This is a genomic window from Sphingomonas lycopersici, from assembly GCF_026130605.1.
Lineage (GTDB): Bacteria > Pseudomonadota > Alphaproteobacteria > Sphingomonadales > Sphingomonadaceae > Sphingomonas > Sphingomonas lycopersici.
Map to the genome: position 1 here is coordinate 157,386 of NZ_JANFAU010000001.1, position 20,812 is coordinate 178,197.

The 20,812-nt window shown below is 67.4% G+C and carries 21 protein-coding genes; 12 read left to right on the forward strand and 9 right to left on the reverse strand.

What is annotated here, in order from left to right; translation table 11 throughout:
* Window positions 1-6 precede the first annotated feature (6 nt).
* The 4 genes from NED98_RS00620 to NED98_RS00635 form a co-directional block, all read right to left on the reverse strand.
* The gene (locus tag NED98_RS00620; protein WP_265311446.1) at window positions 7-327 is read right to left on the reverse strand and encodes a hypothetical protein; all 321 of its coding nucleotides are present in this window, start codon (window positions 325-327) and stop codon (window positions 7-9) included.
* Complete coding sequence (locus NED98_RS00625) at window positions 317-1,837, reverse strand: type II and III secretion system protein family protein (protein WP_265311447.1); 1,521 nt, start codon at window positions 1,835-1,837, stop codon at window positions 317-319. Before NED98_RS00625 ends, NED98_RS00620 begins: the two co-directional genes overlap by 11 nt.
* Entirely contained in the window at window positions 1,827-2,732 is a 906-nt protein-coding gene (gene cpaB / locus NED98_RS00630) for a Flp pilus assembly protein CpaB (protein ID WP_265311448.1), read from the reverse strand. The genes NED98_RS00625 and cpaB overlap by 11 nt, the downstream gene beginning before the upstream one ends.
* A 79-nt stretch (window positions 2,733-2,811) precedes the next feature.
* Window positions 2,812-3,000: a Flp family type IVb pilin gene (locus NED98_RS00635; protein ID WP_179514011.1), complete on the reverse strand. Its 189-nt coding sequence runs from the start codon at window positions 2,998-3,000 to the stop codon at window positions 2,812-2,814.
* Window positions 3,001-3,533: 533 nt separating this feature from the next.
* On the opposite strand from NED98_RS00635, the gene NED98_RS00640 reads away from it, so the two are divergent.
* The 9 genes from NED98_RS00640 to NED98_RS00680 all read left to right on the forward strand — a co-directional run bounded on the left by NED98_RS00640 (window position 3,534) and on the right by NED98_RS00680 (window position 12,426).
* Window positions 3,534-4,244, forward strand: a complete 711-nt coding sequence (locus NED98_RS00640) for a DUF2569 domain-containing protein (protein ID WP_265311449.1) — start codon at window positions 3,534-3,536, stop codon at window positions 4,242-4,244.
* Between the two features lie 206 nt (window positions 4,245-4,450).
* Window positions 4,451-5,791 carry a pilus assembly protein TadG-related protein gene (locus NED98_RS00645; RefSeq protein ID WP_265311450.1) on the forward strand — a complete coding sequence of 447 codons (1,341 nt, stop codon included), beginning with the start codon at window positions 4,451-4,453 and terminating at the stop codon, window positions 5,789-5,791.
* Window positions 5,788-6,324, forward strand: coding sequence for a TadE/TadG family type IV pilus assembly protein (locus NED98_RS00650; protein ID WP_265311451.1), 537 nt, complete (start codon window positions 5,788-5,790; stop codon window positions 6,322-6,324). The genes NED98_RS00645 and NED98_RS00650 overlap by 4 nt, the downstream gene beginning before the upstream one ends.
* Complete coding sequence (locus tag NED98_RS00655) at window positions 6,321-6,704, forward strand: TadE/TadG family type IV pilus assembly protein (RefSeq protein WP_265311452.1); 384 nt, start codon at window positions 6,321-6,323, stop codon at window positions 6,702-6,704. The genes NED98_RS00650 and NED98_RS00655 overlap by 4 nt, the downstream gene beginning before the upstream one ends.
* A 26-nt stretch (window positions 6,705-6,730) precedes the next feature.
* Window positions 6,731-7,336: a M23 family metallopeptidase gene (locus NED98_RS00660; protein WP_265311453.1), complete on the forward strand. Its 606-nt coding sequence runs from the start codon at window positions 6,731-6,733 to the stop codon at window positions 7,334-7,336.
* Between the two features lie 151 nt (window positions 7,337-7,487).
* Complete coding sequence (locus NED98_RS00665; protein WP_265311454.1) at window positions 7,488-8,084, forward strand: (2Fe-2S)-binding protein; 597 nt, start codon at window positions 7,488-7,490, stop codon at window positions 8,082-8,084.
* Window positions 8,085-8,096: 12 nt separating this feature from the next.
* Window positions 8,097-9,095, forward strand: a complete 999-nt coding sequence (locus NED98_RS00670; protein ID WP_265311455.1) for an FAD binding domain-containing protein — start codon at window positions 8,097-8,099, stop codon at window positions 9,093-9,095.
* Between the two features lie 14 nt (window positions 9,096-9,109).
* Window positions 9,110-11,344 carry a xanthine dehydrogenase family protein molybdopterin-binding subunit gene (locus NED98_RS00675; RefSeq protein ID WP_265311456.1) on the forward strand — a complete coding sequence of 745 codons (2,235 nt, stop codon included), beginning with the start codon at window positions 9,110-9,112 and terminating at the stop codon, window positions 11,342-11,344.
* A gap of 158 nt (window positions 11,345-11,502) precedes the next feature.
* Window positions 11,503-12,426: an XdhC family protein gene (locus NED98_RS00680; protein ID WP_265311457.1), complete on the forward strand. Its 924-nt coding sequence runs from the start codon at window positions 11,503-11,505 to the stop codon at window positions 12,424-12,426.
* A 1-nt stretch (window position 12,427) separates the two neighbouring features.
* Here NED98_RS00680 and NED98_RS00685 read toward each other — a convergent pair whose 3' ends face one another.
* Both NED98_RS00685 and NED98_RS00690 read right to left on the reverse strand, forming a co-directional pair.
* Entirely contained in the window at window positions 12,428-12,622 is a 195-nt protein-coding gene (locus NED98_RS00685) for a hypothetical protein (RefSeq protein WP_265311458.1), read from the reverse strand.
* Between the two features lie 85 nt (window positions 12,623-12,707).
* Window positions 12,708-13,202, reverse strand: a complete 495-nt coding sequence (locus tag NED98_RS00690) for an Hsp20 family protein (RefSeq protein WP_265311459.1) — start codon at window positions 13,200-13,202, stop codon at window positions 12,708-12,710.
* Between the two features lie 282 nt (window positions 13,203-13,484).
* On the opposite strand from NED98_RS00690, the gene NED98_RS00695 reads away from it, so the two are divergent.
* Window positions 13,485-14,795: an acetamidase/formamidase family protein gene (locus NED98_RS00695; RefSeq protein WP_265311460.1), complete on the forward strand. Its 1,311-nt coding sequence runs from the start codon at window positions 13,485-13,487 to the stop codon at window positions 14,793-14,795.
* 38 nt (window positions 14,796-14,833) lie between these two features.
* Here the strand turns inward: NED98_RS00695 and NED98_RS00700 are convergent, their stop codons facing one another.
* Window positions 14,834-16,384 (reverse strand): MFS transporter, encoded by a 1,551-nt coding sequence (locus NED98_RS00700; protein ID WP_265311461.1) that lies wholly within the window; start codon window positions 16,382-16,384, stop codon window positions 14,834-14,836.
* Between the two features lie 125 nt (window positions 16,385-16,509).
* On the opposite strand from NED98_RS00700, the gene NED98_RS00705 reads away from it, so the two are divergent.
* Both NED98_RS00705 and NED98_RS00710 read left to right on the forward strand, forming a co-directional pair.
* Complete coding sequence (locus NED98_RS00705; protein ID WP_265311462.1) at window positions 16,510-17,412, forward strand: LysR family transcriptional regulator; 903 nt, start codon at window positions 16,510-16,512, stop codon at window positions 17,410-17,412.
* Between the two features lie 537 nt (window positions 17,413-17,949).
* On the forward strand, window positions 17,950-18,645 hold the full coding sequence (locus NED98_RS00710; protein ID WP_265311463.1) for an MlaA family lipoprotein: 696 nt from the start codon (window positions 17,950-17,952) through the stop codon (window positions 18,643-18,645).
* Window positions 18,646-18,868: 223 nt separating this feature from the next.
* Here the strand turns inward: NED98_RS00710 and NED98_RS00715 are convergent, their stop codons facing one another.
* Both NED98_RS00715 and NED98_RS00720 read right to left on the reverse strand, forming a co-directional pair.
* Complete coding sequence (locus NED98_RS00715) at window positions 18,869-19,444, reverse strand: YdeI/OmpD-associated family protein (protein WP_265311464.1); 576 nt, start codon at window positions 19,442-19,444, stop codon at window positions 18,869-18,871.
* A gap of 32 nt (window positions 19,445-19,476) precedes the next feature.
* Window positions 19,477-20,787 carry a chloride channel protein gene (locus tag NED98_RS00720; protein WP_265311465.1) on the reverse strand — a complete coding sequence of 437 codons (1,311 nt, stop codon included), beginning with the start codon at window positions 20,785-20,787 and terminating at the stop codon, window positions 19,477-19,479.
* Between the last annotated feature and the right edge of the window lie 25 nt (window positions 20,788-20,812).

Sequence of the window (20,812 nt, forward strand, 5' to 3'; positions counted from 1 at the left end):
CTGCGATCATTGATTGGGGGTGGTGGCGCTCGTGCCCGACGACGACCCCGCCACGCTCGAGGTCGTCAGCCGCTCGGGCTTTTTCACCTTGTCGGTGCGGTAGCGGGTGATCGCCTGCGCGGCGTGGTCGCCGCTGGCCGGCGCGAGCGCGGTGTCGTAGACCGGATGCGGATCGATGACCTGCGCCGCGATCGCCTGCTTGTTCGCCTCGCCGAACGTGTCGGCCCAGCCGAGCACCGGATCGCCCTGGCCGTCGGTGGCGCAGCCCGCGAGCAGCGCCGCCGCCGCGCCGAGCATCAGCCCATTGCGCATCGTCTCAATAGACATAGCGATCGTCCTTCACAGGCGCCTTCTTGGCCGCGCCCGGTGCGGGCGCCGGCGTGGCGGGTTGCGGGTGATAGGCCTGGCCGAGCAGGATCGTCTCCGCCTGGCTCGGGTCCTTGATCTCGTCGGTCGGCAGCCGCATCGCGACGCCCGGCTTGACCGGCGCGACGAGGTGCGGGGTGACGATGATCAGCAGCTCGGTCTGATCCTTCTGGAAATTGGTCGAGCGGAACAGCGCACCGATGATCGGGATCGATCCCAGCAACGGGATCTGGTTGATCGTCGTCTTGAAATCCTTCTGCAGCAGCCCGGCGATCGCGAAGCTTTCGCCGTCGCGCAGCTCCAGCGTGGTGCTGGCGCGCCGCGTGCGCAGCCCGGGAATGCTGATGCTGCCGATCGTCAGCGACGCGCTGGGATCGATCTGGCTCACCTCGGGCTGGACGATCATGCTGATCGTCTTGTCGCCGAGCACCGTGGGGGTGAAGGCGAGGCTGACGCCGAACGGCTTGAACTCCACCGTGATCGGCGGGGCGCCCCCACCCCCCGCCCCGCCGCTCTGCACCACCGGCACCGGGAATTCGCCGCCGGCGAGGAACGATGCCTTCTCGCCCGAAAGCGCGATCAGCGTCGGCTGCGCCAGCGTCTTGGCCAGCCCGCGCGTCTCCAGCGCGTTGAGCGTCGCGTCGATCGACAGCCCGCCGATGTTGAACATCTTCTGGAAGATGCCGAACGTCCCGGTGATCGACGCGAGCTGCAACACCGATGCCCCCGGCACCGACGTCGTCGACGTCCCGCCGCCGGGCAAGGGCGTGGTGACGGTGACCGGCTGGCCGGGGACGAGCTGCGCACCCTGCCCGGTCGCCGCGCGGAACGAGCCGCCGCGCGAATTGGCGAAGGCGCTGACGCCCAGATCCTTGCCCGCGTTGCGATCGACCTCGGCGAAGCGCACCTCGACCATCACCTGCTGGCTCGACCCGACCGAGATCAGGTTGATCACCTTGTCGCCGGCATAGGCCTTGGCGAGCTGCGCGGCGCGATCGGCCGCGGCGGGGCTGCCCACCATCCCGGTGAGGACGATCGAATCGTTCGAGATCGCCGCCTCGATCGGCTCGCCGGGGAGCAATTTGCGGATCTGATCAGTCAACGCGATGACATCGGGGCCGACCGCGATGTCGATCACCGAGATCACCCGCCCCGCCGCATCGTATAGCGTCAGGCTGGTCGTGCCCATATTCTTGCCGAGCACATAGATCGAGCGATTGGTGATCGGCACGATATCGGCGATCATCTTGTCGGGCTTGTCGTCGCCGCCGATCAATGCCTTGGCGATCGGGCGATCGGCGGTGACAACCTGGCTCTTGTTGAGCGGGACTTCGAGCGTCCCGCCGCGCAGTCCCGCCTCACCCTGCGCCAGCGCAGGAGCCGGGGTCGCCAGCGGAAGCCCGGCGGCGAGCGCTGCGGAAAGCGCCAGCAGCGGGCGGCGCGCCACACGCGCCTTGCGGTCAATTGCCATGTTGCACCCCATATTCGCTGACCGTCGTGCCGCGGATCACGGTCATCGCCGGACCCGGCCGAAGCACGGCCGATGGATGGGACAGGCCGGCCGTCAGGCGCGGCAGCGGCAGCCGGGGCAGCGAGGGCGCGGGATTGGCGCTGCGCTTTACCGGGATGACGTAATTGGTCGCGCTCAATTGGCGCGGCAGGACGGTGGCGCGCGTTCCCGCGACCTGATCGGCGACGTTGCGCAGCGCCAGGCTGATCACGCCGAGTTGCCCGGCCAGCGCCAGCTTCTGCGCGCTGATCGTATCGACCTCGAGCGTCGCGGTCTTGCTGATCACCGGCTTGGTGGCGTTCTCGTCCGACACCTGATCGACGCCCAGCACCGGCACATTCTCCAGCACGACATCGGTCATTTTGTCATTGGCCGTCGCCCCCTCGCCCGGGATCGGGCGGGTCAGCAGCACGTCGACCACGTCGCCGGGCCGGACGAAACCGCCCACGCCGTTCACGTCGTTGATCGACACCGCATAAGCGAGCTTGCCCGCGGGGAGGTTGGCGGCGATCGTCGCGCGGCCATTGGCCCCGGACACCTTCGACGCGAGCACCGGTTCGCCAATCACGATCGGGCGCAACGCGACCCGCCCGTTCTTGGTCGCCTCGGCGATCGACATGAAGGCGCCCGCCGGAACCGACTTGGCCGGATAAGCGGCGAGCCGCAAATTGCTGGCGGTCAACGGCGTCGCGAAGGACATATCCTGTGCGGCGACGACAATATTGGTGAGTTGCTGATCTTTCGCAGCCTGTTCGGATCGCGTCGCGACCCCGGAAAAATAGGCATTGGCGATAATCACCGCGGCAATGCCGACCACCACCGCAATGGCGATCACGATGAGATTGCGTCCTTGCATAGTCCCCCCCATGCGTTTTGCAGTGCGAGGCAGGACGCGGCCGGATTCCGGAAAGTAATCCGGCCGCGCCTCTGAACTATTATGAGCAGGCTGCGGTGGTATGCGTGCTGATGCAGCTCGCTGCGCCGGTCATGGCATTGCTGATCGAGCCACCAAGCGTGATCGCAGCACCGGCAATCGCCGTCCCGACAATGGCAAGGATCAATGCATATTCGGCCGCCGAAGCGCCGGTTTCGTCGCTGATGAAATCGCGGAAGAACTTGATCATGTTCATAACCCCTTGTGAACACGACGGATCGGTCGAACATGACTGCCGTCATGTATTTCCACAGGGAAGCCGGTTACGCAGCCCCCTGATCTTCACCGGGATCTCCCGCGAACGGGAGCGATCCGTTGTTCTTCCGCGCAGTCCAGGCCCCCCTGCTCTGCAGCGATATGCTTACCCGGTGATGACGCTTGAAGGTTCCGCCGAATATCGGAAATGGTCAATCATTCCGACGGCATATTTTTTTTCGCATTGAAAAATAACGAATTATTCCGGCCAGGCATTAACGATTCAGGTTAACAAGCGGGATTCCGGTCGATTTTGACATGGCCAATGATCCGCCCGTGGGATAGCTTACGACTCGGTTCTTAACGGACCCATAACTTCCCTTTTCTATTGTTGCGGACATGCCAATCGCACCCGGCACCACCCCCCGATCGAGCCCCGCCGCCGGCGGTCTGGCGGCGGCGTGGCGCGGCGCTGCGGCGCGGCTGCGGGATCGAAGCAAGTCTTTGATAAACTTCTTTGATCTGCGGATGGAGCGACTCATCCTGGGGTGGATCGGGGTGACCGTCGCGATCGCATTCTTCAAGATCGCTGATGCCCCGAATCCGCCCCGCGACGTGCTTCATGCGGCAGCCCTCTCGCTGCCCTATCTGCTGGTCGCACTGGCACCGATCGCGGGCTACCGACTCGCCGCGGGGAGCTTCCCGCGCGGCACATTGACCGCGCAACCCGCGATCCGATTGTGCCGATACGGTACATGGCGGCCGTTGGACGAATTGTCGGCACGCGAGAACCCGTGGTTCGGGCCGGGCGGATTCATGGCCTCGCTGCTGCTCGGGCTGCTGCTCAACGTGCCGGTGCGCAGCCTGGAATTCTTCGTCGCGGTGCCCGCGCTCGGCGGCGACGCGCCGGTCTGGGCGCAGACCATCCTGACGATGATGACGCTGGACGTCATCGCGATGAATTTTTTCTACATGGTCTGCTTCGTGCTGGCATTGCGCGCGGTGCCGCTGTTCCCGCGGATGCTGCTGTTCGCCTGGCTGTTCGACATCATGATGCAATGCGCGATGGCGCGCGCGATCGGCGCGGCGCCCGATCTGCCCGGCAATGTCGCCGCCGCGATGTCGACGCTGCTCGCGGGCAATCTGCAAAAGGTGCTGATCAGCGTCGCGGTGTGGCTGCCCTATCTGATCGTGTCGGAGCGGGTGAACGTCACTTTCCGTCGCCGCGCACGCGCCTGATCGCGCGCCGCGTTCCGCGCCTTGTACCGATATGGGAAACCGTCGATGGTTTCCGCTATATTGACAATTCACCGCTAAAGGCGAATTTTTACAGTTAGTCCGCCGGGGTCGCTCCCGCGGACCAAGCCCGAACGAAAGCACGCCGCCTGCGCGACGCGACAGGAATGGCACACGGGCAAGGGCCGCTGTTCTGTTGGGGTAGGAACATGCTGCACCGGCTTGCATATCGTCTCGGCACGATCGGCTTTTCCCGTTTCCGCGATCAGCGCGGCGCGATCAGCCCGCTGATGGCGCTGATGATCATCCCAATAGCAGGCGCGACCGCGACGGTCACCGAGATCGGGCAATGGTATTATTTCCAGCGCGCGATGCAGAATGCGGCGGATTCCGCCGCGCTCGCCGCCGCCACCAACGCCAATGCCGGGAGCACCGGCAGCACCTATCTCGCCGAGGCGCGCGCCGCCGCGCAGAAGTTCGGCTTCGTCGACGGGCAGAACAATGTCACCGTCACCGCGGCGGCCAACGTCACCTGCCCATCAGGGGTGGCGACGGGATCGATATGCTATTCGGCGACGCTGACCTCACAGGTGCCGCTGGCGCTTTCCGCGCTGGTCGGCTTTCGCGGCGACAAGAACGGTGGCTTCGCGCGGTCGATCGTCGCCAGCGCGATCGCCACCATCGCGACCGGGGGCGCGGCGGGGGGCGGCTCGACCACCGGGTGCATCGGCACCTTGTCGACCGGCACCAATTCCTTCACGAGCAACGGTGGCCCCAAGCCCGATCTTGCCGGCTGCAGCATCATCTCGCACGGCGGCGCGACCTGCAACGGCCATGATCTTGGCGCCGATTACGGCATCGCCGCCGGCACCGACAGCGGCTGCGGCAAGCAGCAGATTTCGGGGGCCAACATCCCCGCCGACGCTTATGGCAATTACGCCAAGAACATTCCGGCCAATCCTTGCAACGGCGTCTATAATGCCACCACGATGTCCGGGACGGTCACCCTCCCCGCGACGCGATGCGGCCCGGTAACATTGTCGGGCAATGTCACGCTCAGCGGCTCGGGCACGCTGACGATTTACAACGGCACACTCGATCTCCACGGCAATACTGTGACCGCAACCAGCGGAACCTTGGTCTTTTCGGGCGACAATTCGGCGAGCACCGTGCGGGCGCCGACCGACAGCGTCAACGGCAACTCGTCGGGCACGCTGAATATCCAGGCGCCGAACAGCGGCAACTGGTCGGGCGTGGCGATCTATCAGGATCCCAGGATGAGCCCGCCGCAATCCGCGCTCGATCTCACTTATGCCGGCAACAAGCCGACCTGGGACATCACCGGGCTGGTCTACCTCCCAAAGGCAAACGTCACGTTCAGCGGCGCGGTCAACAAATCGGCCAATGGCGCGGCCTGCTTCGTGCTCGTCGCCTATACGGTCCTGGTCAACGGCACCGGCAGCATCTTCGCCAACAACACGCAATGCGCCACCGCCGGCCTCGTCCCGCCGAGCGGCGGCGGCGTGACCCGCGAAAAGCTGGTGCAATGAGCACGCGACGGCATCCCGGCTGGCTCGCGCGGTTCGGCATCGACACGCGCGCGTCGGCGGCGGCGGAAATGGCGATGATCTTTCCGATCGTCGGCTTCGTCACGATGAACGTCGTCGATCTCGCGACCTATATGTACAGCAAGATGCAGGTCGATCTCGCGGCGCAGCAGGCCGCGGGGATCGTCCGCTCGCTCTGCACCAATCCCGCCCCGGCGAATTGCGGGACGACCTATCTCAACCAGATGAAGAGCGCCGCGCAGCAGACCACGCTCGGCACCGCCGTCACCGTGGTCGGCAGCCCGACCGAAAGCTATTATTGCGCCAATACCGGCGGGACGCTGGTGCTGGTCGCCACCCCGCCCGCCACGCCGCCCGCGACCTGCGCCGCCACCGTCAGCGGCAGCACCAGCCGCCCGGGCAGCTATATCGGCGTGCCGACGACCTTTACCTATCATGCGACCTTCCCAGGCTTTTCGGTCGCCTCCTATCTCTCGTCGACGATCCAGTCGACTGCCTGGATCAGGCTGCAATGACCGCGCTCCGCACCTTCGCCCGGCACCAGGCGGGGACCGCCGCGGCGGAATTCGCGCTGGTCGTGCCGTTGTTCCTGCTGCTGACCTTCGGCACAATCAACATGGCGCTTGCGCTGTCGGCAGTCGTCCGGCTGCATTACGCCACCGAGCGCGCCGCGCGCTGCCTGTCGGTCGATACGACCGGGTCTTGCTATGCCGCCAATATCGATACCTATGCCAAGTCGCTCTATCCAGTCGGCGGGGTAACGGGGCTGACCTTCGTCGCCACGCAACCGAGCTGCGGCAACAAGGTCAGCGCGACGGGCAGTTATAACGTCTTCACCGGGATCGGTCAGATCCCGATCACGCTGACCGCATCGGCCTGTTACCCGGTCATCTAATCGCCGCTTGGGGGAGGGGCACCGGCATGGAACCCGCGAAAAGGAAAAGGGCGATCGCATCGACCGCCGCCGGCCCGTGGCTGCTGCTCGCCGGGCCCGGTGTCGCGCACGCGCAGGATGCGACCACCGCGGTCCATATCGGCCGCGCGGTCGATCTCGCGGGGACGCCGGTCGCGCTGTTCCGCCCCAAACCACCGCCCGCCGCCCTGTCCGGCAAATTCGCCGCGTCGGGGCCGGTCGCGATGCCCGCCGGGATGCCGGTCGCGGCGCGCGCGCTGACCAGCGGGTTCGGCGCGCGCTTCCATCCCCTGCTCAACGAGCGGCGCGCGCATCTCGGCATCGATCTCGCCGCGGCGACCGGCTCGCCGATCGTCGCCACCTCGCCCGGCGTGGTCAGCGCGCAGGGGTGGTATGGCGGTTATGGCGACCTTGTCGTGATCAACCACGGCGGCGGGGTCGAGACGCGCTACGGCCATATGTCGCGCAGCAACGTCGTCGCCGGGCAGCATGTCCAGCGCGGCGACGTGATCGGCTATGTCGGCTCGACCGGCCTGTCGACCGGGCCGCATCTGCATTATGAAGTGCGGATCGGCGGCCAGCCGGTCGATCCGATTCGCACGCTCGCCCGCTAAGCGGACGCTCCACGCCCGATTGTTGAGTTTTTCTCAACGCCTTATGAAACAGGCCCCGGGTAATCGGGCGCAGCCGGGCGGCTTATAATGAGGCTTCTTCCCGCCCCGTCCGCCGTTTCGCCGCGCGCGAAACGAGAGGAGAGTCTCGCCAATGACCAGCAACGAATTCACCCGACGGGATATGCTGACCGTCGCTGCCGCCGGAACGGGGGCGCTGGCCGGCGGTTCCTTTCCGATGACGCCGGCCGCCGCCGCACCGGCCAAGGAAGGACCGGAATCGATGCCGACATTGATGGATCTCTCGCTCAGCGTAAACGGCAAGGAGCATCGGCTGTCGCTCGATCCGCGCACCACCTTGCTCGACGCGTTGCGCGAGCATCTCCATCTCACCGGCACCAAGAAGGGCTGCGATCACGGCCAATGCGGGGCATGCACCGTCCATGTCGACGGGCGGCGCGTGAATTCATGTCTCAAGCTGGCGGTAATGGCCGAGGGCGCCGAAGTCACCACGATCGAAGGGCTGGGCGATCCCGATCGCCTTCATCCGATGCAACAGGCCTTTGTGGAGCATGACGGCTATCAATGCGGTTATTGCACCTCGGGCCAGATCATGTCCGCGGTCGCGATGATGAAGGAGCCCTGGGGGTCGGACGACGCCGACATCAGGGAGGCGATGAGCGGCAATATCTGCCGCTGCGGCGCTTATCAGAATATCCTGGCGGCGATCCGCCAGGTCCGGCACGGCTGAAGGGAGCGGCTCGTGGAACTCTTCACTTACGCCCGCGCCGCATCGCCCGCCGACGCGATCAAGGCCGCGGCGGCGGCCTCCACCGCGCAGCAGGGCGCGGAAGTGCGCTTCGTCGCCGGCGGCACCACATTGCTCGATCTGATGAAGCTCGATGTCGAGCGTCCGTCGCGCGTGATCGATATCAATCATCTGCCGCTGGCGCACATCGAGCGCATGCCCGGCGGCGGGTTGAGGATCGGCGCGCTGGTCCGCAACGCCGATCTCGCCAACCATGCCGATGTGAAGCAAGGCTATCCGGTGCTGTCGCAAGCGCTGCTGTCGGGCGCGTCGGGCCAGTTGCGCAATATGGCGACCACCGGCGGCAACCTGCTGCAGCGCACCCGCTGCGTCTATTTCCGCGACACCGATACGCCGTGCAACAAGCGCCGGCCGGGCAGCGGCTGTTCGGCGATCGACGGCTTCAACCGCACGATGGCGGTGCTTGGCACGAGCGAGCAGTGCATCGCCAGCAACCCCTCGGACATGAATGTCGCGCTGACCGCGCTCGAGGCGGCGGTCGTGATCCGCGGCATCGGCGGCGAGCGCCAGGTTCCGATCGGCGACTTCTTCCTGCTGCCGGGCGATACGCCGGACCGCGAGACCGTAATGATGCCGGGCGATCTCATCACCCATGTGATCCTGCCGCCGCCGCAGGATGGCGCGCGCTCGCATTATCTGAAATTGCGCGACCGGGCGTCCTATGAGTTCGCGCTGGCCTCGGCGGCGGTCGTCCTCGCCACCGACAAGGGTGCGATCCGCCACGCGCGTGTCGCGCTCGGCGGGGTCGCGACGCGGCCGTGGCGTTCGCCGGAGGCCGAGCGGGTGCTGCTCGGCAAACCCGCGACGCCGGCGACCTTCGCGGCGGCAGCGGCGGCGGCGCTGCGGGATGCGAAACCGCAAAGCCAGAACGGCTTCAAGGTCGAACTGGCGAAACGCTGCCTGATCAATGCGCTCACCACCGTCGCGGCCTGAGGAGAAACCCGGATATGTCGCCTGAGCCAGCCGCCGCCTCCCCCTCCCGCACCGCCGTCGGCCGCGAAACCGTTCGGGTGGACGGGCCGCTCAAGGTGAGCGGCGGAGCACGCTACACCGCCGACTTCCATTTCCCCGACATGCTCTACGCCGTGCCGGTCTGCGCCACGATCGCCAGCGGCACGATCGCAGCGATCGACGCCAAGGCGGCGGGGGCGATGCCCGGGGTGCGCAAAATCTATACCCGCGACACGATCGGCAAATTCTACCGCGTCCCCGCGTCTGGCGGGGGGATTATCGACGAGCGACGGCCGCCGTTCGAGGACGATACGATCCGCTATTACGGGCAATATGTCGCGCTGGTGGTGGCGGACACGTTCGAACAGGCAACCGCGGCCGCGCATCGCGTCAAGACCAGCTATCGCGCGGCGGCATTCGATGTCTCGACCGCGCTTTCGCCCGAGGAAACGCCCAAGGTGAAGAGCCGGCGCGGGGACCCCAACGCGGCGTTCGATGCCGCCGCGGTGAAGATCGATCACGTCTATAACACGCCGATCGAGACGCACAGCTCGATCGAGCTCCACGCCAGCGTCGCGACCTTCGACGGCTCGCATTTCACGCTCTACGAGACGACCCAGGCGGTCGGGAACTTCCGCGACGTGCTGGCGCAGATGCTGGGCGTACCGAAGGAGAATGTCCGCGTCGTCACCGAATATCTCGGCACCGGGTTCGGCGGCAAGCTGTGGCCGTGGCCGCAATCGCTGCTAGCGGCGGCGGCGGCGCGCGATCTGCGCCAGCCCGTCAAACTGGTGATGACGCGGCAGATGACGTTCGAATCCGCCGGGCATCGGCCGCATACCCGGCAACGCGTGCGGCTGGGCGCCACCGCCGAGGGCAAGCTCGTCTCGCTGCGCCACGATTACGCTTATTCGCGCGCGCCATTGTCGAGCTATGCGGAGAATTGCGGGGAATCGAGCGGCTTCATGTATTCGACGCCCAACCTCAGCGTTTCCGAAGCCTTTGCCACGCGCAATGTCGGGGTGCCGACGTCGATGCGCGGGCCGGGCGCGGTCCCCGGGCTTTACGCGCTCGAATCGGCGATCGACGAACTCGCCGTCGCGCTGAAGATGGATCCGGTCGCGCTGCGGCTGCGCAACGAGCCCGCGATCGACGAGAGCAAGAACATCCCCTTTTCCTCGCGGCACCTCAACGAATGCCTCGCCACCGGCGCGGAGACATTCGGCTGGTCGCGGCGCACCCCGGCGGTCGGCTCGATGCGCGAAAATGGCGCGGTCCTCGGCTGGGGCATGGCGGCGTGCACCTGGATGGCGGCGCGCTGGGAGGCGCAGGTCAGCGTGATGTTCAACGACGACGGCACGCTCAGGGTGGCCAGCGGTACGCAGGATATCGGCACCGGCACCTATACCGTGCTCGCCCAGATGGCGGCGGAGCTCGCCGGGGTGGATGTCGGCAAGATCAAGGTGGTGATTGGCGACAGCAGCCTCCCGCCCGGGCCGATCTCGGGCGGATCGATGGCGACCGCCTCGCTGGTGCCGGCGGTGGCCCAGGCAACGCGCGAAGCGATCCGCAACCTCATCGCGGCGGCGCGCGAGAGCGACAGCCATTTCGCCAACCTGCCGGTCGACCGGCTCGCCTTCCACGAAGGGCGCGTCCACCGCACGGACCAGCCGCCCGGCGAAGGACGGCGGTTCGAGGAGGTGCTCGCATCGGCGCGGCTCGGCCATGTCGAGGGGCGGGGCAAATCCGAAGGCACGTTCCGGAACAAGAACCCGACCGTGTCGACGCACTCGTTCGGCGCGCATTTCGTCGAAGTCGCGTGGCAGCCGGAAATCGCGCGCTTGCGGATCAACCGGACGGTCAGCGTCATCGACGGCGGGCGCATCGTCAACCCGCTCACCGCGCGCAACCAGATCGAGGGGGCGGTGACGATGGGGATCGGCATGGCGCTGTTCGAGGAGACGCATTACGACCACCGCCACGGCATGCCGATCAACAGCAACCTCGCCGATTACATCATGGCGACGCATGCCGATACGCCGCCGATGGAAGTGATCTTCCTCGACTATCCCGACACCCACCTCAACGAGATGGGGGTGCGCGGGATCGGCGAGATCGGTCTCGCCGGCGTGGCGGCGGCGATCACCAACGCCGTCTATCACGCCACCGGGGTCCGCGTCCGCGATCTGCCGGTGAAGATCGAGGACCTGCTGGCGTCGAGCGTGGCATGACGGAGCGCCGCGTTGCGCCGCGTCCGCTTTCCCCGCGACGCGGCCGGGCGCCGGAGAATGCGCGCAGGCCGGCAATCGGCGCGAGCGCCGCTCCCCGCTTCGCGGATCTGCCCGACGATCCAACGAAGCGCGTTCCGGTCAGCAGGCCCGCGGCAACGGTGTCCGAGATCTTCCACCTGCTCCACGACGCCGGGCACGCGGGGCACAGGGGCGTATTGGCGACGATCACCGCGCTGACCAAACCCGGCGCCCGCGCGATCGGGGCGCATATGGCGGTGCTCGAGGGTGGCGAAAGCGCGGGCTCGTTCTCGAGCGGCTGCGTCGAGCAGGCGATCATTGCGGAAGCACTCGCGGCGCTCGACGAGGGCGCCTCGCGCAGCGTCCGGTTCGGCGAGGGATCGCGCTATATCGATATCCGCCTGCCGTGCGGCGGGGGCATGGACGTGTCGTTCCTCGTCGATCCGGCCGGGGATGTCCTGGCGCAGGCGATCGACCGCCTCGATACGCGCCAGCCGGTCGCGCTGCGGCTCGACCCGGCGGGGCATCTCGCGCTGTCGCATGACCCGGGCGCGACGGCGACCGGGTGGAACGACGGTGTGTTCACGGTCCGCCATGACCCGACGCTTCGGCTCGTCCTGCTCGGGCACGGTCCGGAAATGCTGACCTCGCTGAAACTGGCGCGCACGTTCGGCGCGGAGGTCGTGCTTTACTCGCCCGACGACGCGATCGTCGCGGCGGGCCTCGCCGAGGGGACGATGGCGGTACATCTGCTGTCCGCCGCCGACCCTCCGACGCTGGAAGGCGATCCTTGGACCGCCTTCCTGTTCCTGTTCCATGATCACGATTGGGAGCCGGCGCTGATCGGCCAGGCGCTCGAAACCCCCGCTTTCTGGATCGGCGCGATGGGCAGCCGCGCCACGCACGCGGCCCGTCGCGCGGCGTTGGCGGCGCACGGCCTGGCCGAGACCGCTATCGCCCGCATCCATGGCCCGGTCGGCCTTATCGCGGGGGCGCGCGATCCGATGACGCTGGGGTTGTCGGCACTGACCGAGATCGTCGGCGCCTATCACGCCCTCCGATAGCTCAGCCGCAACCGATCAGCGCCGCCTGCGCGGCACGAAAGCTCTTCAGCCGCGCCCCTTCCTCGTGCCGCGCATGCCGCCCGACCAGATCGCAGCGAATATGCTCGGCCACCGCGCGCAATTCCTCCGTGCTCGGCGCGCGCGCATGCGCGATGCATTCGACAATCGCGCGCGGGATCGTCGGTCCCCACGTCATCAAATCCCTCTTTTTTTCCGTGAAACATCAAACTGTGCCCGAACAACGGCCCGCCCGACCGGAAGGTGCGGGGCGGGCCAGTCGCTCAGGCCGCGTGGCTCTCGCTCCCCAGCCGCTTGACGCCGTCGTTCGCCGCGCCATTTTCGGCACCGCTGCCGACCGCGATCTTCCGCGGCTTCATCGCCTCGGGAATCTCGCGCTTGAGCGAGATCGACAGCAAGCCATTGTCGAACCGCGCATCTTCGACGACGACAAAGTCGGCGAGCTGGAAGGTGCGCTCGAAAGCGCCCGCCGGAATCCCGCGGTGGAGATAGCGCTTGCCGGCGGCGTCGCCGCCCTTGTCATCGCCTTTGCGGCCGGAAACGGTCAGCAGGTTGTTCTGCGCGACGATCTCGATCTCGTCGCGCGCGAAGCCGGCGAGTGCGAGGGTGATGCGATAGCGATCCTCGCTTTCCCGCTCGATATCGAACGGCGGGTAAGCGGGCGTTTCGCCGCGAACGCTGCTCTCGAGCAGATCGAACAGCCGGTCGAAGCCGATCGTCGACCGGCGATAAGGGGTAAAGTCGAAATTCGTCCTCATATCCAAATCCTCCAACGAGCAATTTGAGCACGAGGCGCACCGGAGAAGAGAGCCGGTGCCCTCAGGTCCTGCCGGACCGAAAGTTTCGCATCCGGCGGCCCAAAGCTGGAATTTCACCCTTAACTTTCAAGAGGATCACCGAAAAATTTTTGCGCGCTCGCGCGTCGTTGGCGCCTCTGCCCCACACCGGGTCGCGCCGTATGGCTTTCCGCAACGTTCCCCTTTGACGCCGCGCATTCCTCGATTACAGACTACACGCGTAATCGAAGAAAGGTGGGTTCGATGCGTTGGTTCCTTCTCGGCATCGTCGCCTTTTTCGCGAGCGGCAGCGCGGTCGCAGCGCCCGACCTCGACGGCCAGTGGATCGTCACCACCGACCGATCGGGCAATCCCGAATATTCGACGCTCAACCTGAAGGTCGTCGACGCGCTCGTCTCCGGCGATTCGGACGGCGACCCAGTGACGGGGACCTTCCGCAAGGGCGCGCTCGACTATGCAGTGACCGGCGCGAGCGGCTCGGTCTATCGGTTCGTCGCGCGGCTCGACGGCGATCGGCTCCGCGGCCGGGCCGATTATCCCGATCACAATTTTCCTGACCGGCGGCTGACCTATGCATTCACCGCGCGCCGCGTCCCCGATCGCCCGCCGGGCGCGCCGCGAGTCGTGGATTACGCGCCGACCAGCTTCTCCAACAGTTTTTCCGCGGAACGAGCGCCCGTGCTCACGATCTGGCCCGGCGACACCGTGCGAACGACGACGATCGATTCGGGCGGGATCGATGCGGCCGGCGTGACGCGCGCCTTGTTCGGCAACCCGCAGACCGGCCCGTTCTTCGTTGCCGGGGCACAGCCCGGCGATACGCTCGCGATCCATATCGTCCGTCTGACCCTCGACCGCGACTGGGCCGAAAGCCTGGATACGATCGTCAACCGCGCGGTCGGCCCGAGCCTCGCCGCCGGCGCGGGCAAGCTCGGCCGGACGATAAGATGGCGGCTCGATCGCGCCGCGGGCTATGCCACGCCCGACCGGCCGAGCGATGCGCTGAAGGATTATCGCGTCCCGCTCCGGCCGATGCTCGGCGGCGTCGGTCTCGCGAGCGGCTTCGGGTCGCCGCCGCTTTCGACCGGGGATACCGGGCGCGCCGGCGGCAATATGGATTTTCCCGAGGTGGTCGCCGGCAATATCGTCTATCTCCCCGTCCAGCAGCCCGGCGCGCTGCTGTATCTCGGCGATGCCCATGCGCTGCAGGGCGATGGGGAAACCTCCCAATATGCGCTGGAAACCTCGATGGCGGTCGAGTTCAGGGTCGAACTGATCAAGAAGCGATCGATCCCGATGCCGCGGGTCGAATCGCCGACCGAGATCATCGTTCTCGGCCAGGCCGGGTCGTTGGACGAAGCGCTCAAGGCGGCCAGCACCGGCCTCGTCCAATGGCTCCAGCAGGATTATGGGCTCAGCCTGTCCGATGCCGCGCAGGTGCTGGGCAGCGGCGTCAAATTCTCTGTCCCCAATCTCGCCGGGAGAAGCGTCGGCGTCGCGGCGCGGATCGACAAGGCGCTCCTGCAGCACTTGCCCCGGGGAACAAAGGAATGACGTGAGGATGCAGTTTACCGCCGGGTCGATCACCCGGCTCAGCCCGCTCCGCAATCGGCCGCGGCCTCCTGTCGCGCGCGAAGCGCCGGCGCCGTTCGGAAGAGCATGAAGCTCAGCCCGGCCAGGATCCAGGCGCCGATGCCGCCGTAGAGCATCACCGCGCCGAAACCGTCGGCAAGACTATGCCGGACCACGATGTCCGGCAGGCCTCCCATCCCCGCGACGCCTTCGCCGTTCGGCGCGGCGTGACCCGCGGCGAGGCTCTCCGCCAGCGCGCGCAACTGGCCCGCATCGATCGACTCCGTCGCTGCCTGCTGCAACGCCGCGGCGATCCGCGCGACAAGCAGCGCGCCCATGACCGCGATATTTATCGCCAGCGTGATCAGTCGCGCGCTCATGTCGATGCCCGACGCCATCCCCGCGCGGCTCGCGGAAACCGATGCGGTCGTCGTGTTGGTTACGGGGGTGTTGGTGAGACCGAGACCGATCCCCGCGAGCAGCAGCCCCGGGAGCATCGTCGGCCAGCCCGGCTGCGCCGCGGCGCTCCCCAGCTTCATCGCGACGAAGCCGAGCCCGATCGTCGACAAGCCAAGGGGGATAACGACCCCCGCGCCGTAGCGCAGCGACATCCGCTCGCCCAAGGGCGGAAAGATCAGCGCGGGCAACGTATAGGCGAGCAGGCACAGGCCGGTGCTCAGCGGATCGTAGCCGAGACCGATCTGCAGATAGATCGGCAGGTAGATCATGAACGGCCAGTAGCTCACGTTCATCGCGATGCAGCCGAGGATCGCGCCCGAGAAAGCGCGATTGCGGAAGACGGTGAAGTCGAACATCGGGTGGGGCTGGCGCTGCTCGGCGAACAGGAAGGCGGCGAAGCAGGCGAGCGTCGCGACCGCCACCGCCGCGGCGCCGGGCAGCCCCAACGCCGGCCCCCGGGTGATGACATAGACCAGCCCGAACACCGACAGCGACAATGTGGCGATCCCTGCGACGTCGAGATGCCGCGCCGCCGGGTCGCGCGACTCGGCCACCGTCCTGACCGCGATCGCCAGCGTCAGCACGGCGAGCGGAAGGTGGACGAGGAAGATCCATTTCCACCCTGCCAGCGCGATGATCGCGCTGCCGACCAGCGGGCCGAACCCCAGCCCGACCCCCGATACGATCCCCCACACGGCAAAGGCGCGGCTGCGATCGCGCGCATCCTGGAACGCGTGCGAGAGCAATGCGATCGAACAGATCAGCATCGCCCCGCCGGCAAGACCCTGGAGGAACCGGCCGACGATGAGCACCTCCATGCTCGGCGCGAAGCCGCACAGCGCGGAGGTTGCGCCGAACGCGGTGACGCTGATGACGAAGACGCGCTTGCGCCCGAAGCGGTCGGCCAGCGTTCCCGTCGCCATCAACACGGTGGTGCAGGCGAGCGTATAGGCGTTCATCACCCATTGCATGTCCTGAAAGTCGCCGCCGAGCGCACGTTCCAGTGTCGGCAGGATCACCGGGACGCTGGTGATCTCGAGGCCGAACATCAACGCGCCGAGACAGACGGCGAGCAGCGCCAGCGCGTTCTTGCCGGCGGGAGAGCGGGTCATGGGCGGGGCCTTTCCAAATATCCGGGGCGCGACCGGCCACGGCTGACCCGCTATCTGGAGAGCGTTCGATGATGATAGAAATGATTTTATTTTCTATCATTCATGACGTCTGATAATTACCGCTCATGGATATCGACCCGCCGCTCCTGCGCGCCTTCGTCGCCGTCAGCGAGACGGGCGGTTTCACCCGCGCCGCGCGGCGGCTCAATCTCACCCAATCGGCGGTCAGCCATCAGATAAGGCGGCTCGAGGAACAGGTAGGTCGGCCGCTCATCCGGCGGACGACGCGCAGCCTCACCCTTACCCGCGACGGCGAGGATTTCCTCCACCACGCCCGGCAGATCCTCACCAGCCTCGACGCGCTCGCGCAACGTTTTCGCCCCTCGCCGCTCACCGGTGTGGTCCGTTTCGGCACCCCCGAGGCATTCATGGGCGAGCGTCTGCCGGGGCTGCTCTGCCGCTTCTCCTGTGCCTTTCCGGCGGTCCGGCTCGACGTTCATGTCAGCACCTATCTCGATCTCAGCACGATGATCGCCGCCGACGAGCTCGATCTCGCGGTGGTCCTTTCCACCGCCGGCGGCGAGAATGGCGGCGTCAAACTGCGCCCGGCGGATTTCGTCTGGGTGGCGGCGGATAGCTTCGCGCTGCCGGCCGGCGCGTCGCTGCCGCTCGCCTTCCATCCCCCCAATTGCGTCAACCGGCTGGTCGGCGTCGCCGCGCTCGAGGCCACCGCGCTCGACTGGCATATCGCCTTCACCTCGCCGAGCGAGCAGGGGCTGCGCCTCGCGGTTCGATCGGGTCTCGCGGTCGCGGTATTGACGCGCAACGACGTCGGGCCGGGGATGCGGGTCCTGGACGGCGACTATGGCCTTCCCGCGCTGCCCAGCGCGGATTTCGTGCTGATCCGCAGCCGCGGCGCCGCATCGCCGGCAGCGCGCGCTTTCTTCAAGATGATCACCGAGAGCGAAGGCGCGGCGGCAACCGTGGAAACCGCCGTCGACCCGCTGCACACCGGCGGAGAGTTTTGACGCGCCCGAGTCGCCTGCCAAGCACGCCGGATTCGCGCCGCCGGATCATGCACGGCAAGGTAACGGCCGAACCGAAAAGATCTCTACCGATCGGGGCCCCTTAACCATGTTTCGACAGGCGCCCCCTTGCATGACGGTTCCATTACTTCCAGGGGTGCGGCGGGGGAGGATGGTTGCAACACGGGAGTGCCGCAATTGACCGCAAGCCTGCTCGTCTTCGCCAGCGCCCTGGTCGCCGGTTCGTTTCCCGTCGCAGAGGCGCAGACGCAGCGCGAGTCGTCACCCGATTCTGTGGCTGCTGCCCCCGCATCCCCGACGGCCGCGCCCTCGCCTACGCCCACAACGCCTTCGCCGGCAACGCCGTCGCCCGCCTCGCCGCCGCCGCCGACCGTAGCGTCGCCCGACACCGCCCCGCCGCCTGTCGCGCCGCCCGCCGCGTCGGCGCCGACCGATACGCAGGCGCCTCAATCCGCGCCGACCTCCGCGAGCCCGGCCGCGGCGCCCGAGCTTACCCCGGGCGCGCCCAAGGACATCGTCGTGACAGGGCTGGGCAAGCCGCCGGCGAGCGATCCGCTGCAAGGCGTCAACCTCAAGTCGTTCGAGGTGGTCCAGTCGGTCGACCGCGCGATCGTCGGCCCGGTGTCGATGGGCTATGCGAAACATGTGCCCCGCCCGATCCGCTCGGGGGTGCACAATGTGCTGACCTTGCTCGAAGAACCCACCGTCTTCGTCAACTTCCTGCTCCAGCACCGGATCGGCAAGGCGGCGGGAACGCTCGCACGTGTCGCGGTCAACGCGACGCTCGGCATCGGCGGGCTGATCGACGTCGCCAAGCGCCGTCCGTTCAACCTGCCGCATCGCAACAACGGCTTTGCGGATACGATGGGCTTCTACGGGGTCCGCCAGGGCGCCTATCTGTTCCTGCCGCTGGTCGGATCGACCACGGTGCGCGACCTTGCGGGGCGGATCATGGATCTTTCGCTGCTGTCGGTCGCGGTCGGCGGGCCGTTCAAATCGCCTTATTACGCCAATACCCGCGGCGTACTGGCGTCGCTCGACTATCGCGTCGCGATGGATGACGACTTCAAGCGGCTGCGCGACGAAAGCCCCAACGCCTATAAGTCGATGCGCGAATATTATTTCCAGGTGCGCGCGGCCGAGATCGAGCAATTGCACGGGCGCAAGCCGAAAACGCCGGCGCCCCCGGCATGGCCCGCGACGCCGGTCAAATAAGCCGGCGGACCCGGTACGCGCGGCCTAAAGCGCCGCGCCTGAAATCCGGATCATTTGGCGGCCGCCCCGGCGCAGGTCGGGGTCCAGTGACGACCGGCCCGATGCTGGACCCCGGCCTGCGCCGGGATGGATCACATTTTTCCGAGCCACGCCGCATGTCGGGATGCCGGACGAGCCGCTTCCGGGAAGCTGCTCGAAACGCGCCGCCGCAACCCACCTCCGATCAGCCGTGGATCGTCTCGCCGCGCGCGAGCATGTCGACGAATTGCGCGATCTTGCGCGCGCGCGTCTCCGGCTTCTTCACCGCGCCGATCCGGTACAGGATGGCATAGCGATTGGCGCCGGTCAGCGTGGCGAAGAACGCCGCCGCTTCGGAGTTTGCGGCAAGCGCTGCGGCGAGATCGGGCGGCACCTCGGCGGTGCTCGCCGGCGCATAGGCGCTGTCCCACCGTCCGTCCGCCTTGGCCGCCTCGATCTGCGCGAGCCCTGGCGGACGCACCCGGCCCGCCGCGATGAGCTCGACCGCACGGTCGCGGTTCTTACGCGACCATTTGCTGCGCGGCTTGCGCGGGGTGAACCGGATCAGCCAGAAATCGTCGTCATATTTGTCGAGCTGCCCGTCGATCCAGCCGTGGCAGAGCGCCGCATCGATCGCCTCGGCCCTGGTAATCGTCGGTTCCCGGCCATTCTTCTTCGCGATCCTGAGCCACAACCCCGGCGATCGGCAGCCATTCGCCTCGAGCCACGCCGCGAAGTCGGCGCCACTCGCAAAGGTCGCGATCGGCAGGCCGAGATGCATGTCATCCTCCACGGATCACCGCGCCTTTCCCATCATTTCCGCTCCGCTTGCCCGAAGCCGAGCGCAAGGCCGTGATACAGCCGCTCGCGGCAGACCAGCCCCGCGGCGCCCTCGGCGATCAGCGCGGTGGCGAGCAACGGCAGCATCAGCCCGCGGCTTCCGGTCGTCTCGGACATGATGATCACCGCGGTCAGCGGCGCGCGCACCACCCCGGTGAAATAGCCCGCCATCGCCAGCAGGACGAGCGCCCCGGTGGGCTGGCCGGGGAAAATGGCGTGGAGCAGGTTGCCGAGCCCCGCCCCGGTCGCAAGGCTCGGCGCGAAAATCCCGCCGGGCAACCCCGCCGCCGCGGTGGCCAGCGTGCTGACGAACTTGGCCGGGCCGAACCAGAGCGACGAATCGCTCCCCTCGATGATCGCGCGCGCCGCGCCATAGCCCGTCCCCCAGGTCGTGCCGGTCAGCATGCCGATCGCCGCGACGATCACCCCGCTGATCGCGGCGAGCAGCAACGGGCGGCCGCCCGAGATCCGCCGCGCCCCGCCGCGCGCGAACCACAAGGTCAGCCGCGCGAACAGGCTGCCGCACACCCCGCCGACGATCCCCGCGACCGGCGCGACGATCACCACCGTCGCCAGCGGCAGGGTCTGGCCGACGATCCCGAAATAGACGTAATCGCCCGCGACGCCCTGCGCGATCATGCCGGCGATCAGCACCGCGGTCATCACCAGCAACGTCATGCGCTGCTCGTAGGCGGCGGCGAGTTCCTCGATCGCGAAGGCGACCCCGGCGAGCGGCGTATTGAATGCCGCGGCGACCCCCGCCGCCGCCCCCGCCACCAGCACCGCGGCATTGACCGGGACCCGCAGCAGCTTGTGCGCATAGGCCATGATCGTCGCGCCCAATTGCACCGTCGGCCCCTCGCGCCCGACCGAGCCGCCGACCGCGAGCGCCGCGGCGGTCAGCACCGCTTTCACCGCCGCGGTCCGCCCTGAGGCAAGGTCGGCGGTAGCATTGGCGGGATCGCGCTTGGCGGCGATGATCTGCGGGATCCCCGATCCGCGCGCGGCGGGCGCGACCCGGTTGGTGATCCAGACGATCAGGACATAACCCGCCGGGGTGATCAGCAGCGGCAGCCACCAGCGGCGCACGACGATCAGGCTGAACCAGTCGTTCGCGCGATCGGCGGACCAGGCGAAGGCGATCGCCGCGAGGCCGACCAGGATCGCGCCGCCGATGATCGCGGCGCGCCCGCGCCACACCTCCGCCGTCAGCCGGCGACGGCGCAGCAGCACCCTCGCTCGGCGCAGGACGCCATGTCGTTTCGCGGGGGGCGAGTCGGTCATGCGCCGAGCTGCTTACGGCGTTGCT

What these genes read in the sequence shown, in the direction of transcription:
- NED98_RS00620 (WP_265311446.1), bottom strand. Translation starts at nt 327, where the DNA reads ATGTCTATTGAGACGATGCGCAATGGGCTGATGCTCGGCGCGGCGGCG.
- NED98_RS00625 (WP_265311447.1), bottom strand. Translation starts at nt 1,837, where the DNA reads ATGGCAATTGACCGCAAGGCGCGTGTGGCGCGCCGCCCGCTGCTGGCG.
- cpaB (WP_265311448.1), bottom strand. Translation starts at nt 2,732, where the DNA reads ATGCAAGGACGCAATCTCATCGTGATCGCCATTGCGGTGGTGGTCGGC.
- NED98_RS00635 (WP_179514011.1), bottom strand. Translation starts at nt 3,000, where the DNA reads ATGATCAAGTTCTTCCGCGATTTCATCAGCGACGAAACCGGCGCTTCG.
- NED98_RS00640 (WP_265311449.1), top strand. Translation starts at nt 3,534, where the DNA reads ATGGAGCGACTCATCCTGGGGTGGATCGGGGTGACCGTCGCGATCGCA.
- NED98_RS00645 (WP_265311450.1), top strand. Translation starts at nt 4,451, where the DNA reads ATGCTGCACCGGCTTGCATATCGTCTCGGCACGATCGGCTTTTCCCGT.
- NED98_RS00650 (WP_265311451.1), top strand. Translation starts at nt 5,788, where the DNA reads ATGAGCACGCGACGGCATCCCGGCTGGCTCGCGCGGTTCGGCATCGAC.
- NED98_RS00655 (WP_265311452.1), top strand. Translation starts at nt 6,321, where the DNA reads ATGACCGCGCTCCGCACCTTCGCCCGGCACCAGGCGGGGACCGCCGCG.
- NED98_RS00660 (WP_265311453.1), top strand. Translation starts at nt 6,731, where the DNA reads ATGGAACCCGCGAAAAGGAAAAGGGCGATCGCATCGACCGCCGCCGGC.
- NED98_RS00665 (WP_265311454.1), top strand. Translation starts at nt 7,488, where the DNA reads ATGACCAGCAACGAATTCACCCGACGGGATATGCTGACCGTCGCTGCC.
- NED98_RS00675 (WP_265311456.1), top strand. Translation starts at nt 9,110, where the DNA reads ATGTCGCCTGAGCCAGCCGCCGCCTCCCCCTCCCGCACCGCCGTCGGC.
- NED98_RS00685 (WP_265311458.1), bottom strand. Translation starts at nt 12,622, where the DNA reads ATGACGTGGGGACCGACGATCCCGCGCGCGATTGTCGAATGCATCGCG.
- NED98_RS00690 (WP_265311459.1), bottom strand. Translation starts at nt 13,202, where the DNA reads ATGAGGACGAATTTCGACTTTACCCCTTATCGCCGGTCGACGATCGGC.
- NED98_RS00695 (WP_265311460.1), top strand. Translation starts at nt 13,485, where the DNA reads ATGCGTTGGTTCCTTCTCGGCATCGTCGCCTTTTTCGCGAGCGGCAGC.
- NED98_RS00700 (WP_265311461.1), bottom strand. Translation starts at nt 16,384, where the DNA reads ATGACCCGCTCTCCCGCCGGCAAGAACGCGCTGGCGCTGCTCGCCGTC.
- NED98_RS00705 (WP_265311462.1), top strand. Translation starts at nt 16,510, where the DNA reads ATGGATATCGACCCGCCGCTCCTGCGCGCCTTCGTCGCCGTCAGCGAG.
- NED98_RS00715 (WP_265311464.1), bottom strand. Translation starts at nt 19,444, where the DNA reads ATGCATCTCGGCCTGCCGATCGCGACCTTTGCGAGTGGCGCCGACTTC.
- NED98_RS00720 (WP_265311465.1), bottom strand. Translation starts at nt 20,787, where the DNA reads ATGACCGACTCGCCCCCCGCGAAACGACATGGCGTCCTGCGCCGAGCG.